The sequence below is a fragment of the Agromyces sp. NPDC055661 genome, from assembly GCF_053618135.1.
The window spans coordinates 687,473-702,885 of sequence record NZ_JBSHHC010000001.1 but is presented as its reverse complement, the minus strand read 5'-3'; the positions used below and the strand labels follow the sequence as shown (position 1 = coordinate 702,885).

13 protein-coding genes are annotated in these 15,413 nt (G+C 71.5%); all 13 read left to right on the top strand.

Annotated features, from left to right (window positions below; genetic code table 11):
• Positions 1–52 precede the first annotated feature (52 nt).
• Positions 53–1,063, top strand: coding sequence for a LacI family DNA-binding transcriptional regulator (locus ACWGO8_RS03135; protein ID WP_452041676.1), 1,011 nt, complete (start codon positions 53–55; stop codon positions 1,061–1,063).
• Positions 1,060–2,163, top strand: coding sequence for a M24 family metallopeptidase (locus tag ACWGO8_RS03130; protein WP_452041675.1), 1,104 nt, complete (start codon positions 1,060–1,062; stop codon positions 2,161–2,163). The genes ACWGO8_RS03135 and ACWGO8_RS03130 overlap by 4 nt, the downstream gene beginning before the upstream one ends.
• A gap of 62 nt (positions 2,164–2,225) precedes the next feature.
• On the top strand, positions 2,226–3,590 hold the full coding sequence (locus tag ACWGO8_RS03125; RefSeq protein WP_452041674.1) for a serine hydrolase domain-containing protein: 1,365 nt from the start codon (positions 2,226–2,228) through the stop codon (positions 3,588–3,590).
• 225 nt (positions 3,591–3,815) lie between these two features.
• Positions 3,816–4,766, top strand: coding sequence for a DUF6807 domain-containing protein (locus ACWGO8_RS03120; RefSeq protein WP_452041673.1), 951 nt, complete (start codon positions 3,816–3,818; stop codon positions 4,764–4,766).
• Positions 4,763–5,512 (top strand): cupin domain-containing protein, encoded by a 750-nt coding sequence (locus ACWGO8_RS03115; RefSeq protein ID WP_452041672.1) that lies wholly within the window; start codon positions 4,763–4,765, stop codon positions 5,510–5,512. The genes ACWGO8_RS03120 and ACWGO8_RS03115 overlap by 4 nt, the downstream gene beginning before the upstream one ends.
• Positions 5,509–6,606 carry a Gfo/Idh/MocA family protein gene (locus ACWGO8_RS03110; protein WP_452041671.1) on the top strand — a complete coding sequence of 366 codons (1,098 nt, stop codon included), beginning with the start codon at positions 5,509–5,511 and terminating at the stop codon, positions 6,604–6,606. The genes ACWGO8_RS03115 and ACWGO8_RS03110 overlap by 4 nt, the downstream gene beginning before the upstream one ends.
• A complete protein-coding gene (locus ACWGO8_RS03105; protein ID WP_452041670.1) occupies positions 6,599–7,537 on the top strand; it encodes a family 43 glycosylhydrolase in 939 nt (312 codons plus the stop codon). Before ACWGO8_RS03110 ends, ACWGO8_RS03105 begins: the two co-directional genes overlap by 8 nt.
• Before the next feature lie 172 nt (positions 7,538–7,709).
• Complete coding sequence (locus ACWGO8_RS03100; protein WP_452041669.1) at positions 7,710–9,020, top strand: ABC transporter substrate-binding protein; 1,311 nt, start codon at positions 7,710–7,712, stop codon at positions 9,018–9,020.
• Positions 9,021–9,168: 148 nt separating this feature from the next.
• Complete coding sequence (locus tag ACWGO8_RS03095; protein WP_452043510.1) at positions 9,169–10,113, top strand: carbohydrate ABC transporter permease; 945 nt, start codon at positions 9,169–9,171, stop codon at positions 10,111–10,113.
• Positions 10,110–11,027 (top strand): carbohydrate ABC transporter permease, encoded by a 918-nt coding sequence (locus ACWGO8_RS03090; RefSeq protein ID WP_376956220.1) that lies wholly within the window; start codon positions 10,110–10,112, stop codon positions 11,025–11,027. The genes ACWGO8_RS03095 and ACWGO8_RS03090 overlap by 4 nt, the downstream gene beginning before the upstream one ends.
• A 10-nt stretch (positions 11,028–11,037) precedes the next feature.
• A complete protein-coding gene (locus ACWGO8_RS03085; protein WP_452041668.1) occupies positions 11,038–11,700 on the top strand; it encodes a hypothetical protein in 663 nt (220 codons plus the stop codon).
• Complete coding sequence (locus tag ACWGO8_RS03080; protein WP_452041667.1) at positions 11,697–12,902, top strand: alpha-L-fucosidase; 1,206 nt, start codon at positions 11,697–11,699, stop codon at positions 12,900–12,902. Before ACWGO8_RS03085 ends, ACWGO8_RS03080 begins: the two co-directional genes overlap by 4 nt.
• A 154-nt stretch (positions 12,903–13,056) precedes the next feature.
• Positions 13,057–15,411 carry an arylsulfatase gene (locus ACWGO8_RS03075; RefSeq protein ID WP_452041666.1) on the top strand — a complete coding sequence of 785 codons (2,355 nt, stop codon included), beginning with the start codon at positions 13,057–13,059 and terminating at the stop codon, positions 15,409–15,411.
• The last annotated feature ends 2 nt before the right edge of the window (positions 15,412–15,413 follow it).

Sequence of the window (15,413 nt, the reverse complement as noted above, 5' to 3'; positions counted from 1 at the left end):
AGCCGCGGGTCGGCCGCGACGTCGACGGACTCGGCGCGAAGGAGGGCAGCACATGGGCGAGCGGAGTCGTGCCACGACGATCGCCGACGTGGCCGCGCACGCGGGCGTGTCGCAGGCCTCGGTGTCGCGCGTGCTGAACGGCAAGCAGACCGTCGATCCGGCCATCGTGCGGCGCGTGCAGGCGTCGATCGCGACGCTCGGCTACTCGCCCAGCGTGGCGGCTCGCAGCCTCGTGCACGGCCGCAACGACACGATCGCCATGGTCGTGCCCGACCTCGAGAACCCGCTGTTCCAGGGCATCCTCAAGGGGCTGAGCCTCGCCGCGGCATCCGACGGCTATCGCGTGCTCGTCGCCGACACCGCCGAGCAGGTCGACGACGAGGAGGCGACCGCGATCGAGGCGCGGCACCGCTGCGACGCGATCGTGCTGTGCGCGCCACGCATGCCCGAGCAGCGACTGCGCCGGCTCGTGGCGCAGGTCGCCCCCGTCGTGGTCGTGAACCGTCCGCTCCCCGGCGCCGACGTGCCGATCGTGGGCGTCGACTACGTGCGCGGCATCCGCGACCTCGTCGAGCACCTGCTCGCACTCGGCCACCGCCACCTCGCGTACGTCAGCGGGCCCGCCACGAGCGCTTCGAACGCCGAGCGCCTCCGCGGCGTGGAGGAGGCCGAGCAGGCGCATCCCGAGCTGCGCATCGACGTGGTGCCCGGCGGCTCCCGGCTCGACGACGGCTACGCGCTGGCCGAGACCGTGCTCCGCGCCCGCGACGAGGGCGCGACGGCGGTCATCGCGTTCAACGACCTCGTCGCCCTCGGACTCATGACCCGCCTCCGCCAGCTCGGCGTCGACGTGCCGGGCGACCTCTCGATCGCCGGCTTCGACGATGTGCCGATGGCGGGGTTCGCCACGCCGAGCCTCACGAGCATGTCGGTGCCCCGCGGCGAGATCGGCGCCCAGGTGTGGGCGCGCCTGCGCACGCTCATCGCGGGCGGCCCGATCGAGCACTCCGTGCTCTACCGGCCTCGGCTCGAGGCGCGCGACAGCACGGCGCCGCTCGCATGACAGGCGTCGCGGCATCCGTGGTGACGTCGTCGGTTCCGTCGCGCGCGGATCGAGCGGTCAAGCACACGCGCCTCGTCGAGCTGCTCGACCGTCGCGACGCCGGGTCGCTCGTGCTGCGCACGCACACCGCCCTCGGCTGGGCGCTCGACGGCGCGCGCACGCACGTCTCGCTCGCGGGCGATCCGGTCGTCGCGGCCGTCGTCACGCGCCAGGGCATCGAGCTCCGGGTGTTCGACAACGAGGCCGATCGGATGCTCGATGAGGAACTCGGCGACGCGAGCGACCTCGTCGTCACCCGGGTGCCGTGGCACGACCCGCTCGCCCGCGCCGGCATCGCCGAGCTCGAGGAGGCCGACGTCGCCGCCGAGCTCCGGGCCGCCCGGGCGACGCTGCTGCCCGCCGAGCTCGCCCGCTACCGCGGCCTCTGCCGCGAGGTGGCGGAGGTGCTGACGGATGCCGCGCTCGTCGTCGACCCGTCCGACGCCGAGCGCGACGTGGCCGCACGGCTCGCGGGCGACCTCGTCGCGCGGGGCATCGACCCGCTCGTCACGCTCGTCGCCGGACGGACGCGGCTCGCCCACCGGCATCCGCTGCCCACCGACGCGCCGCTCGGCGACCGCGCCATGCTCGTGGTGTGCGGGCGCCGGCACGGGCTCATCGCGAACGCGACGCGCTGGGTGCGGTTCGGGCCGGCCGATCCGATCGAGGCGGATGCCGCGCGCCGTTTCCTCGACGTCGAGGCGGCGTTCCTCGATGCGACGCGGCCGGGCGCGACGCTCGGCGACGTGTTCGCCGCCGGCACCGCCGCCTACGGGGCCAACGGGTTCGACCCCGCGGAGTGGCGACGCCATCACCAGGGCGGCGCCGCCGGCTACGCGGGCCGTGATCCTCGGGCGGTGCCGGGCATCGCCGACGTGGTGCAGGCGGGCCAGGCGTTCGCGTGGAACCCCACGGCGCCCGGCGCGAAGGTGGAGGACACCGTGCTGCTCGGGGCATCCGGCGTCGAGGTGTTGACCCTCGACCCGCGTTGGCCGACCTCCCGGGTCGGCGGACGCGAGCGCCCGATCGAGCTCGAACGCGGTTCGCACGACGCCGCCTGACCCCCCGGACCGGGGCCATGAGGTTCCGTCAGCACCGCGATCGCGGCGCGGTAGCATCCACCATGAGCCAGCCGACGGCACCCGATGGCCACGGCGCCGGGCGCGACGTTCCGCCGCCCGACGGGGAGTCCGACGGAGGGCAGCCGCCCGGCGCGAGACCGAGGCGCCGGGCGCTCCTGTGGACCGTGATCGCCATCGGGGTCGTTGCGATCGTCGTCATCGCGGTGATGATGTGGTCGGGGTCGCAGGGCTCTGTGTCGGATGCCGCGCAGCCGCCGTCATCCGCCGCCGAGACCTCCGGTCCTGCCGACGCCGGGTCGCTCGACCCCGAGCTCGTCGCGGAGCTCGAGACGGCGCTCGACGAGGGGTTCGCGGCATCGGGCGTACCGGGCGTCATCATCGGCGTGTGGATCCCCGGCGAGGGCGAGTGGGTGTCGGAGCGAGGGGAGGCCGAGGTCGGCACGGGCGAGCCGATCGGACCCGACAACCAGCAGAAGATCGGCAGCATCACCAAGACCATCGTCAGCACCGTCATGATGCAGGTGATCGGCGAGGCCGGGTTCGACGTCGGCCTCGACGACACGCTCGACCGCTGGTACCCCGACTTCCCCGAGGCGTCGACCATCACGGTGCGGATGCTGCTGAACCAGTCGAGCGGCGTCGGCGAGTCCGGGCGGGCGCAGGTCGATCGCATCTGCGCCGACCCCCACGGGATCCCGACCCCCGACGAGCTCATCGCGATCGGCGCGGCGACGCCGCGAGCCGACTTCGCACCCGGCGACGGATTCGCGTACTCGAACACGAACTACTACCTGCTCGGCGGCATCCTCGAGCAGGTGACCGGCACGGACCTCGCCACGCTCATCCACGACCGCATCACCGAGCCGTTCGGCATGGACCGCAGCCGGTTCGCGCCCGATGGACAGGTCACCGCACCGCTCACCCACGGCTACTCCGTCTTCTGCCCGGAGCTCGGGTCGCCGGTCGACACCGTGGACTGGTCGAACGGCCAGAGCTGGGCCGGCGGGGGCATGGTGTCGACGCTCGACGACCTGCATGCGTGGGGTGAGGCCCTCGGTGAGGGCGCGGGCGTGACGCCCGAGCTGCAGGCACGACGGTGGTCGGACCTGGCGCCGAACTTCGGTCGGAGCGGGGCGAGCTACGGCCTCGGTGCCGGCGTCGAGTTCGACGAGGCCACGGGCTGCGTGCTCGCCATCTCCCATGCCGGCGCCGAGCCGGGGTACGGCACGAACCTCGCCTACTACCCGCAGACCGGGGCGGTGCTGGCCATGCTGGGGAACGGCGACGGCGCCACCGGCGAGGCGGTGCAGGAGGTCGGGAAGGCGCTGGCGCCGATCCTCGGTCCGATCCTCAACGGTTCGCCGACCGAGCCGTGCGCGGCGCCGTGGGCGGTCGGCGGAAGGTAGGCGGCGCTCCGGGAGTGCGGCCCTTCGGCACTCCGGCACTTCGGCAATCCGGGACGGAACTCCGGAACTCCGGAACTCCGGCACTTCGGTACCGTCGATTCGGAGACGAACGAGATCCGACGCGCGTGAGCGCCCGTCGCCGTGTACGCTGGGATAGCGCTTTCCCACGGAATCGCTTCCGAGTGACGAGCGCGCACGGATCGACGACGAACCCGAAGGAGACCGATGACCGACATCCGCTTCGACGAGGCCGACGATCGGCTCCTCCTGCGCGCCGGCGACGCGGTGCTCGCCGAGTACGTCGCCCGACCCGACCATCCGACGTACGAGTCGCCTCGGCCGTACTTCAGCCCCATCCGCACGCTCGGCGGCGAGCTCGTCTCGCTCTACCGCCCGCACGACCACGTCTGGCACAAGGGCATCGCCTGGTCGCTGCCGGTCGTCGGGGACGAGAACTTCTGGGGCGGCCCGACCTTCGTGCGGGGCGAGGGCTACGTGCAGCTGCCGAACAACGGCGAACAGCGGCACGTCGCGTTCGAGCGCGACCAGGCGACGGATGCGGCGGGGCGCGTCGGCCCCGCGACCGGCACCGCCCGCGTCGTCGAGCGCCTCGAGTGGATCACGCAGGCGGGCGAGTCGATCTTCGAGGAGGAGCGGACGCTCGCGGCATCCGTGCTCGACGACGACGCATGGCTGCTCGGCTTCGCGACGGGCCTCACGAACACGACCGACCGACCGATCCCCATCGGGTCGCCGACGACCCGCGGACGCGAGAACGCCGGCTACGGCGGGCTGTTCTGGCGCGGACCGCGCTCGTTCACGGGTGGGCGGCTTCTCGCGCCCGGCCTCGCGGGCGGCGACGAGCTGCGCGGCACGCGCGCGCCCTGGATGGGCTTCAGCGGCCGGCACGACGAGACGGACACCGCGTCGACGATCGTGATGGTCGACGATCCGGCGAACCTGCAGCACCCGCCGCAGTGGTTCGCACGCAGCGACGACTTCGCGTGCCTGTGCCCTGCGCCCTTCTTCAGCGAGGAGCACGTCGTCGAGCCGGGCGCGACGCTCGTGCTCCGCTACGGCGTCGTCATCGCCGACGGCGAGAGCGACCCCGAGCGGGCAGCCCGGCTCGCCGACGCCGCCGCGGCCCGATTGCCCGGCCTGTTGGGCGCGCCGTGACCCTGCCCGCGTTCCCCGGCGCGACCTCCGTGAGCGCGCTCGCCGTGTACGACGCGGTCGCGTCCGACGGGCTCGCGGGCGGCACGCCGCACCTGCACACCGTCTCGGCCGAGGCCTACCTCGTCGTCGGCGGCCGCGGGCGGCTGCACACGATCGACGGTTCGGGCACGTTCGCCGAACGCCGGCTCGCGCCCGACGACCTCGTCTGGTTCGCGCCGGGCGTCATCCACCGGGCGGTGAACGACGGCGGGCTCGACGTGCGCGTCGTCATGCAGAACACAGGCCTGCCCGAGGCGGGCGACGCGGTCATGACGTTCCCCGACGAGGTGCTCGCCGACCACGGGCGATACGCGGATGCCGCGGCGCTGCCCGGCCCCGAGGCATCCGACGTCGACCGGCTGACGGCCGCCGTCGCGCGTCGCGACCTCGCGGTCGCGGGCTACCGTGCGCTGTTCCGCGACGACGGGAGCGTCGACCCCGACCGGCTCGCCCGCCTGCACGAACGGGCGACCGCCCTCGTGCGTCCGCGCGTGCCCGAGTGGCGTGAGCGCTGGAAGTCCGGCGCGCTCGCCGCCGCACACGACACGGGCGACCGCCTCGACGCGCTCGAGGCCGGCGACGACCCGGGGCTCGCCGAGGCCCGCGTGGCCACGGCGTCCGACGTCCCCGCCTACGGCATGTGCGGCCGGCTGCGCCGCTACGAGACCCAGCCGGCCCGAGCCGGCCGCATCGAAGGAGACCGATGACCGAGTCCACCCCGCTCCGCGCCGCGATCGTCGGCACCGGGGCGATCGCCAACGCCCACGCCGAGGTCCTCCTGGCGACGCCCGGCGCCGAGCTCGTCGCCGTCGTCGACCGCGACCGCTCGCACGCCGAAGGGTTCGCCGAGCGCTGGGGCGTGCCCGCCGTCTTCGACACGCTCGCCGAGCTGCTGGCCGCGGGCGTCGCCGACGTGCTGCACGTGTGCACCCCGCCGGGCGTGCACGCCGAGCAGTCGATCGCGGCGCTCGACGCCGGCCTCCACGTGGTCTGCGAGAAGCCCGCCGCGCTGTCGCTCGACGAGCTCGACGCGATGACGGATGCCGCGACGCGCAACGACCGGCGCCTCGCCGTCGTGTTCCAGCAGCGCACCGGCTCCGCGGCGGCGCACGTGCGCTCGCTGCTCGACTCGGGCGCGATCGGACGCCCGCTCGTGGCGACGTGCGAGACGCTCTGGTTCCGCGACCCGGCGTACTTCGCGGTGCCGTGGCGCGGCAAGTGGGCGACCGAGGGCGGCGGGCCGACGCTCGGGCTGGGCATCCACCAGATCGACCTGCTCGCCTGGCTCCTCGGCGACTGGGCGAGCGTGCAGGGCCAGCTCTGGCGCCTCGACCGCGAGACGCAGATGGAGGACGTGTCGACCGCGGTCATCGCGTTCGCGGGCGGCACCATCGCGTCCGTCATCACGAGCGCGCTCTCGCCGCGGGAGGTGAGCACCATCCGCATCGACACCGAGCACGCCACCGTCACGGTCGACCACCTCTACGGGCACGGCCACGAGCACTGGCGCATCACGCCCGCGAAGCACGTCGACCCCGAAACGGCGGCCGCCTGGGCCCTGCCCGACGTCGAGGAGGCGAGCGGCCACGCGCCGCTCCTGCGCGACATCTACGCGGCGCTCGCGTCGGGCGAGCCGCTGCCGTCGACGGCGTCGGATGCCACGCGCTCGTTCGAGCTCGTCACGGCGATCTACTCGTCGGCGTCGAACGGCGGCTCCGTGGTGACGCCGGCGACCCTGCGCGCCGACGCGGATCGCCGTCGGAGCCTCGAGAGCCCCGTCACCGACCTCCGTCGTGCCTGACGACGACGCCCTGTTCCACGACCCGGTCCACGACGGGGCGACGGATCCCACCGTCATCCGCCACCGCGACACGGGGGAGTCGTGGATGTTCTACACGCAGCGCCGCGCGACCGTCGACGAGCCAGGGGTGTCGTGGGTGCACGGCACGCGCATCGGCGTCGCCCGGTCGGCGGACGCGCTCGAGTGGCGGTACGCCGGGACGGTGGCGGGCCTCGAGCTCGGCGTCGGCCGCGCCGGCGAGACGCATTGGGCGCCCGAGGTCATCGACGACGGCGAGCGGTACCGCATGTACCTCACGGTCATCGACGGCGTCTTCGCCGACTGGGATCATCCGCGACGTATCGTCGAGTACGTGAGCGACGACCTGGAGCACTGGACCGTCGTCGGCGAGGTGCCGTTGGACTCCGACCGCGTGATCGATGCGTGCGTCGCGCGGTGCCCCGACGGCCGGTGGCGGCTCTGGTACAAGGACGAGGCCGACGACTCCACCACGTGGGCGGCGGTGAGCGACGACCTGTCGGACTGGCAGGTCGAGGGTCGCGCGATCGGCGGCCGGCCGCACGAGGGCCCGAACGTGTTCGAGCTCGGCGGCTGGTGGTGGATGCTCGTCGACGAGTGGCGGGGGATGGGCGTGCACCGCTCGAACGACGCCGTCACGTGGACGCGGCAGGGCGGCGCGGACGAGGTCATCCTCGGCGAGCCCGGACATCGTCGCGGCGACGAGACCTTCGGCCGTCATGGCGACGTCGTCGTCGACGGCGATCGCGCCGTGCTCTACTACTTCACGCACCCGCACTGGGACGGCTCCGAGCTGGGCTCGAGCGACGCCGCGGCGGCCCGCCTGAGCGCCGTGTTCACCGCTCCGCTGTCGGTTGTGGACGATCGGCTCGTCTGCGACCGCGACGCCCCCATCGACCGAAACCCGTCATGACCAGCCACTCCACCGCCCGAAATGCCGGCGGCCGCAGCATCCGGATAACGAATTGAAACGATTTTCCCTCCGCAGTTGACGACATGGGGTCGAAGGGCTACATTTGGGGAAGCGCTTTCCCACCAGCGTGAACCCGCACCAGGCAGACAGAGACGTTTCCGGGAGGACAACGATGTTCAACATTCGCAAGCGCCGCATGGCGGCGGCCGCAGCAGCGCTCACCGCGAGCGCCGCGCTCGTGCTCACGGGCTGCTCGGGCGGCGGCAGTGACGAGGCGGCGGCCACGTACGACCCCGACGAGAAGGTCACCCTCAACCTCGCGTTCTGGGGCAACGACGTGCGCGCCGCGATGTACGACGAGGCGATCGCCGCCTTCAACGAGGAGTACCCGAACATCACGGTGAACACCTCGTTCCTCGGCTTCCCCGAGTTCTGGGAGAAGCGCCAGACCGAGGCGGCCGGCGGCGGCCTGCCCGACGTCATGCAGTTCGACTACTCGTACCTCCGCCAGTACTCGGAGAACGGGCTCCTGCTCGACCTGACCCCGTACCTCGGCAACATCATCGACACCGAGCCGCTGTCGCAGCAGATCCTCGACATCGGCGTCGTCGGCGGCGAGACCACCGGCATCCCGACCTCCACCAACGCGTGGGGCATGTACACCAACCCGAAGCTCCTCGAGTCGGTCGGCGTCGAGGACTACGAGGGCGGCGGCAGCTGGGAGGACTACGACGCCTGGATGAAGGAGGTCAGCGACGCCGGTGCCGGCGCGATCTTCGGCGGCACCGACTACACCGGCCGCATCCAGAACTTCGAGATCCAGCAGCGCGCCGAGGGCAAGGACCTCTTCACCGAGGACGGCGAGCCGAACTTCACCGAGGAGGACCTCACGAAGTTCTGGGAGCAGGCCGACGGCATCCGCACCGACGGCACGGTCATCGGCCAGCAGAAGCTGGAGGAGGTCTACCCCCTCTCGGGCTTCGACTCGGCGCTCACCACGAGCGAGCTGACCTGGGACAACTTCGGCGCCGGCTACCTCGGCAACCTCGGCGAGAACTTCACCGAGCTCGGCCTCGTCGCCCCGCCGGTGACGGAGGAGGGCGCGAAGGACCTGTACCTCAAGCCCTCGATGCTCCACTCGATCGCCTCGACGACCGAGCACCCCGAGGCCGCGGCCACGCTGCTCAACTTCCTCGTGAACGCGCCCGAGGTCGGCGCCGCCTTCGGCACCAACCGCGGCATCCCCGCGTCGGAGACGCAGCTCGAGGGCGCTGAGCTCGATCCGCTGGGCCAGCAGATCGCGGACTACGAGCAGTCCATCGCGGACCGCCTCGGCGACGCCCCGCCCGTGCCGATCGTCGGCTACGGCACCCTCGAGGAGAAGTTCCGCCAGCTCGGCCAGGAGCTCGGGTTCGGCACCGTCACGGCGGCCGACGCGGCGAAGCAGTTCTTCGACGAGATGGACGTTGTCCTCAACCAGTAACACCTGAGCAGTCAAGCCCGGGCCCGGTGGGGCGCGACCCCGCCGGGCCCGGGTACTGTTTTCTCGCAGGAACCGGAGAACCACAGTGAGCACGGAAACCGAATCGATCGTCACGGCGGAAGCCGGGTCGAGCAGCGTGCGGAAGGCCATGCGCCAGGTCCGCCGCGCCGAGGCCAAGGTCCCCACGACCGCCGGCCGCCGGGCGCACAACCGCAAGGAGACGGTCGCCGGGTACGGATTCCTCGTGCCGTGGATGATCGGCTTCCTCGGCCTGACGGTCGGGCCGATGATCTTCTCGCTGTACCTCGCGTTCACGAAGTACAACCTCTTCACCGAGCCGAAGTGGATCGGCCTCGACAACTTCGTGCGCATGTTCACGGAGGACCCGAACTACATCCAGTCGGTGCAGATCACCCTGGTGTACGTGCTCGTGGGCACCCCCATCAAGCTCGCCGCCGCCCTCGGCATCGCGATGCTCCTCAACTACCGCGACCGGGGCTCGGGCTTCTTCCGCTCGTCGTTCTACGCCCCGTCGCTGATCGGCGCCTCGGTCTCGGTCGCGATCGTCTGGCGGGCCATGTTCTCCACCGACGGGCCCGTCGACGACACCCTCAGCTTCTTCGGCATCGACATCGGCGGCTGGGTCGGCAACGTGGCCCTGGTCATCCCGATGATGATCCTGCTCGCGGTGTGGCAGTTCGGCGCCCCGATGGTGATCTTCCTCGCCGGGCTCAAGCAGATCCCGCAGGAGCTGTACGAGGCCGCCGAGGTCGACGGAGCCGGGCCGTGGCACAAGTTCCGCAACGTGACGATCCCGATGCTCTCGAGCGTGATCTTCTTCAACCTGCTGCTCGAGCTGATCAACGCGTTCCAGGTGTTCGCGTCGGCGTACATCATCTCGAACGGCTCGGGCGGCCCCGCGGGCATGACCAACTTCTACACGCTGTACCTCTACAAGCGCGGCTTCGCCGACCTGCAGATGGGCTACGCCTCGGCGATGGCGTGGGTCCTGGTGATCGTGGTCGCGATCATCGCCTTCATCCTGTTCAAGACCCAGAAGTCCTGGGTGCACTACGCCGGAGAGAACCGATGACCACCTTCGAAGCCCCTCGCGTCGAGGTCGTCGAGAACGCCCTCGAGCCCACCGCCCCGCCCCGCCGGCGCCGCGTGAAGCGCAAGACGATCAACACCGTGATCTGGTTCGTGGTGCTGCTCGCGCTGACCGCGATCGTGCTCTACCCGCTGGTGTGGCTGTTCTTCTCGACGTTCAAGCCGTCGAGCGAGTTCGGCCAGAACCAGGGCCTGATCCCCAACAACCCGACGTTCGACAACTACACGAAGGTCGTCGAGGGCATCGCCGGCACGCCGCTGTACCAGTTCTTCGCGAACTCGTTCTTCATCGCGATCATGGCCGTGATCGGCACCCTGATCTCATCGGCACTGGCCGCGTACGCGTTCGCCCGCATCAAGTTCAGGGGCGTCGGCATCCTGTTCGCCGCAATGATCGGAACGCTGCTGCTGCCGTTCCACGTGATCATCATCCCGCAGTACATCATGTTCCAGAAGCTCGAGCTGGTGGACACGTACGTGCCGCTGATCCTGCCGAAGTTCCTCGCCACCGAGGCGTTCTTCGTGTTCCTGATCGTGCAGTTCATCCGCAACATCCCCCGCGACATGGACGAGGCGGCTCGCATCGACGGCGCCGGGCACATCCGGATCTTCTTCTCGATCATCGTGCCCCTGATCAAGCCAGCCCTCATCACGAGCGCGATCTTCACGTTCATCTGGACCTGGAACGACTTCCTCGGCCCGCTGCTGTACGTCAACAGCCCCGAGAAGTACCCGCTCCCGATCGCACTGCGGCTCTACAACGACGCCACGTCCACCAGCGACTACGGCGCCACCGTGGCCGTGTCCTTCCTCGCGCTCGTGCCGATCCTGATCTTCTTCATCGTGTTCCAGCGGTTCCTCGTCGCCGGCGTCGCCACTCAGGGACTCAAGGGCTAGGGGCGAGCGGATGTCACGAGTCGACCGCGCCGCACGTCGCGCCGCCCTCTCGGGGAGCGGTCCGACCCGTGGCGAGACCGCGCACGAGGCTCGGTTCCCGGGCGCCCGCGGAGCGTTCTCGCTCCTCGGCGAGGTGCTCTACGTCGGCATCCTCGTGGCGGTCGTCTCGATCCCCGTCGTCACGCTCCCGGCCGCGCTCGCGGCGGGCGTGCGCCACCTGCGCCGATACCTCAAGGCCGACGACTCGGGCCTCACCTGGTTCTGGCGCGACGTGCGCGCGGGGCTCGTCGGCGGCATCGGCATCGGCGCGGCATCCCTCGTGCTCGCCCTCGTGCTGGCGCTCGACATCGACCTCGCCGGCACCGGCGTGCTGCCCGGCGGCCCGGTCGTGGCGGCGATCGGCTGGGCCGGACTCGCGGCGCTCGCGCTCGCGCTGTTCACCGCCGCCGGACGCTGGACGCCCGGCGGGGGCTGGCTCGGCGCGCTGCGCGAGGTGCCCGGCGCGGTGCGCCAGGACCCGGCGGGCGCCGCGTACCTCGTGGCGACCGCGGTGTTCGCGGGTGTCGTGACGTGGCAGCTGCTGCCGCTCGTCATCCCGGCACTCGGCTGCGTCGCGCTGGCGATCGTGGCCGTGCCCGAACGTCCGCGCCGCGGACACGACGTCGACGCGTGAGCGCGCCCCGGCGCCCGCTCCCGGCCTGGGCCCAGGACGCGAGCCTCGGCATCTTCGTGCACTGGGGCCCGTACTCGGTGCCGGCGTGGGCGGAGCCCTCCGGCGCGCTCGGCGCGGTGCCCGACGACGAGTGGTTCGCCCACAACGCCTACGCGGAGTGGTACGCGAACACGATCCGCATCGAGGGCTCGCCCGCTGCCGAGCACCACGCCCGCGAGCACGGCGGCGCCCCCTACGCGGCGTTCCTCGACGCGTGGACGGCCGAGGCCTACGACCCCGCCGACTGGGCTCGCCTCTTCCGCGAGGTCGGTGCCGACTACGTCGTCCCCACCACGAAGCACCACGACGGCGTCGCCCTCTGGGACGCGCCCGGCTCGGGTGAGCTCACGACCGTCGCGCGCGGCCCCCGCCGCGACCTCATCGCGCCCCTCGCCGACGCCGTCCGCGCCGAGGGCCTGCGCTTCGGCGTGTACTACTCGGGCGGACTCGACTGGGCGTTCACCGACCTGCCGCCGCACCGCTCGACGGCCGACGTCACCGACCTGCGGCCGACGGATGCCGCCTACAACGCCTACGCGTTCGACCACGTCGCCGACCTCGTCGACCGCTTCGCCCCCGAGGTGCTCTGGAACGACATCGACTGGCCCGACGCCGGCAAGGAGCCGGGGCCGCACTCGATCGAGGCGCTCCTCGATCGCTATCGCACGGCCGTCCCCGACGGCATCGTGAACGATCGCTGGGGCGTCGACGTCTGGGACTACCGCACCAGCGAGTACGACGCGCACACCCAGCACGAGACCGAGCCGGGGTGGGAGCACTGCCGCGGACTCGGCTTCTCGTTCGGCTACAACCGTGTCGAGGACGAGTCGCTGACGCTCACGCCGCGCGAGCTCGCGCGCCTCTACGCCGACGTCGTCTCGCGCGGCGGACGGCTGCTCCTCAACGTCGGCCCCACCGCGGCCGGCGAGATCCCGGCCGTGCAGCGCCGCACCCTGGAGGGCGTCGCGCCCTGGCTCACCGCGATCAAGCCGCACACGGTCGGTCGCCGCATGCTCGGGGCCGGCGAGGTCGAGGCGACGGATGCCGCGTGGTGGCGGGCATGGGCCGTGCCCGACGGGATCGTGGCGGTCGTCGACGGGCCCGGGGCATCCGTGCGCGCCCTCGACGGGCGACCGGTCACGGCGTTCGTGCTGCCCGACTGACCTCGCCACGGCCCCCGTTCGGAGCCTTGTCGCCGCGGGACCGCGGGCGTAGCCTCATGGCGACTCGCTCGGCGACCTGGGCCCATGCCGTGTTCACCCGCTGCGCCCGCAGCGCCCGGGGTCGGCGTTGCCGGCGAGGGGACTGGGGAGCGACATGGCCATGCACTTCGACGGGATCGTCAACGTCGACATCCGAGACTCCGAGCCCGACTGGACGCCGTTCGAGCCGCCGAAGGCGCCTGACGGAGCGCCGAACGTCGTGTACATCGTGCTCGACGACGTCGGCTTCTCGGCGATGTCGGCCTACGGCGGACCCATCGAGACGCCGAACATCGAGCGGGTGGCCGGCGAGGGCGTGCGGTACACGCAATGGCACACGACGGCGCTCTGCTCGCCCACCAGGTCGTGCCTGCTGACGGGCCGCAACCACACGCGCAACAGCATGGCGTGCATCACCGAGGCGGCGATCGGCTTCCCGAACGCGAGCGGCACCATCCCGCCGGCGAACGGCATGCTCTCCGAGATCCTCGGCGAGCGCGGCTGGAACACCTATGCCGTCGGGAAGTGGCACCTGTGTCCCGACGACGAGATGAACGTCGCCTCGACGCGGCGGAACTGGCCGAGCGGACGCGGCTTCGAGCGCTTCTACGGTTTCCTCGGTGCGGAGACGAACCAGTGGTATCCCGAGATCACCTACGACAACCACCCGGTCGACCAGCCGAAGTCTCCCGAGGACGGGTACCACTTCGGAGTGGACATCACCGACAAGGCCATCGAGTTCATCCGCGACGCGAAGGCGATCGCGCACGAGAAGCCGTTCTTCCTCTACTACGCGCCCGGCGCGGCGCACGCCCCCCACCATGCCCCGAAGGAGTGGGCCGACAAGTACGCCGGCCGGTTCGACGGCGGCTACGAGGCGCTGCGGGGCGAGACCCTCGCCCGCCAGAAGGAGCTCGGCCTCGTGCCGGCCGACACCGACCTGCCGCCGGTGAACCCGATCGGCACCCCCGCGACGAGGACGGGGCCCGACGGGGCGCCGTTCCCCGTGATGGACGAGACCCGGCGCTGGGACGCGCTCTCCGACGACGAGCGGCGCCTCTTCTCGCGCATGGCGGAGGTGTACGCCGGCTTCCTCTCGCACGCGGACCACCAGATCGGTCGGCTCCTCGACTACCTCGATGACATCGGGGAACGCGAGAACACCGTCGTCGTGATCGTGTCCGACAACGGCGCGAGCGGCGAGGGCGGGCCGAACGGCTCGGTCAACGAGATGAAGTTCGCCAACGGCCTGACCGACGACATCGAGCAGAACCTGGCGATGCTCGACGAGCTCGGCGGCGTCAACACCTACAACCACTACCCGAACGGGTGGGCGATGGCCTTCAACACCCCGTTCAAGATGTGGAAGCGCTACGAGTTCAACGGCGGCACGTGCGATCCGTGCATCATCTCCTGGCCGGCCGGGTCGACCGCGCGCGGCGAGATCCGCGACCAGTACCACCATGCCGTGGACATCGTGCCGACGATCCTCGACCTGCTCGGCGTCGAGGCGCCCGCCCGCCTCAAGGGCCACGAGCAGAGCACCTTCGACGGGGTCAGCATGCGCTACTCGCTCGACGACGGCGCGGCGCCGACGGCGCGGCGCACCCAGTTCTACTCGATGCTCGGCTCGCGTGCGATCTGGCACGACGGGTGGAAGGCCATCACGAACCATCCGACGCTGAGCGGCTGGAGCCACTTCAACGACGACGAGTGGGAGCTGTACCACACCGACGTGGACCGGGCTGAGCTGAACAACCTTGCGGCGGAGCATCCCGAGAAGGTGCGCGAGCTCGTGAACCTGTGGTTCGCGGAGGCGGGCCGGAACCAGGCGTTCCCCCTCGACGACCGGTCGGCGCTCGAGATCATGCTCACGCCCCGGCCGCTGCTGTCGCCGCCCCGCGACCGCTACGTCTACTTCGCCGACATGGGCGAGGTGCCCGAGTCGCAGGCCGTCAACATCCGCAACCGCTCGTTCGTGATCGGCGCCCTCGTCGACCTCCCCGACTCGGGTGCCGAGGGCGTGCTCTTCGCGCAGGGGTCGAAATTCGGCGGGCACGCGCTCTACGTCAAGGACGGCCGCCTCCACTACGTCAACAACTTCGTGGGCGTCATGGAGCAGCGCGTCGACGCGACCGAGGACCTGCCGACCGGCGAGCAGCTGATCATCGCCGCGGCGTTCGACAAGGACGGCGGGGAGGGACACGTCGCGACGGGCACGCTCACGCTGTACCACGGCGAGACCGCCGTGGGCAGCGCCCGGATCAAGACGCAGCCGGGCAAGTTCTCGATCGCCGGCGAGGGCCTCACGGTCGGCCGCGACAGCGGCGCGCCCGTCACCGACGACTACCCCGGCGATGCGCCCTGGCCGTTCACCGGCGGCACCCTCCACCGGGTGCGGGTCGACGTGAGCGGCGAGCCGTTCGTCGACCTCGAGCGCGAGGCGCAGGCGATGCTCATGCGGGAGTAGGC

Excerpts from the sequence above, each read along its gene's own strand:
- ACWGO8_RS03135 (WP_452041676.1), top strand. The coding sequence starts at position 53 with ATGGGCGAGCGGAGTCGTGCCACGACGATCGCCGACGTGGCCGCGCAC.
- ACWGO8_RS03130 (WP_452041675.1), top strand. The coding sequence starts at position 1,060 with ATGACAGGCGTCGCGGCATCCGTGGTGACGTCGTCGGTTCCGTCGCGC.
- ACWGO8_RS03125 (WP_452041674.1), top strand. The coding sequence starts at position 2,226 with ATGAGCCAGCCGACGGCACCCGATGGCCACGGCGCCGGGCGCGACGTT.
- ACWGO8_RS03120 (WP_452041673.1), top strand. The coding sequence starts at position 3,816 with ATGACCGACATCCGCTTCGACGAGGCCGACGATCGGCTCCTCCTGCGC.
- ACWGO8_RS03110 (WP_452041671.1), top strand. The coding sequence starts at position 5,509 with ATGACCGAGTCCACCCCGCTCCGCGCCGCGATCGTCGGCACCGGGGCG.
- ACWGO8_RS03100 (WP_452041669.1), top strand. The coding sequence starts at position 7,710 with ATGTTCAACATTCGCAAGCGCCGCATGGCGGCGGCCGCAGCAGCGCTC.
- ACWGO8_RS03095 (WP_452043510.1), top strand. The coding sequence starts at position 9,169 with ATGCGCCAGGTCCGCCGCGCCGAGGCCAAGGTCCCCACGACCGCCGGC.
- ACWGO8_RS03090 (WP_376956220.1), top strand. The coding sequence starts at position 10,110 with ATGACCACCTTCGAAGCCCCTCGCGTCGAGGTCGTCGAGAACGCCCTC.
- ACWGO8_RS03085 (WP_452041668.1), top strand. The coding sequence starts at position 11,038 with ATGTCACGAGTCGACCGCGCCGCACGTCGCGCCGCCCTCTCGGGGAGC.
- ACWGO8_RS03075 (WP_452041666.1), top strand. The coding sequence starts at position 13,057 with ATGGCCATGCACTTCGACGGGATCGTCAACGTCGACATCCGAGACTCC.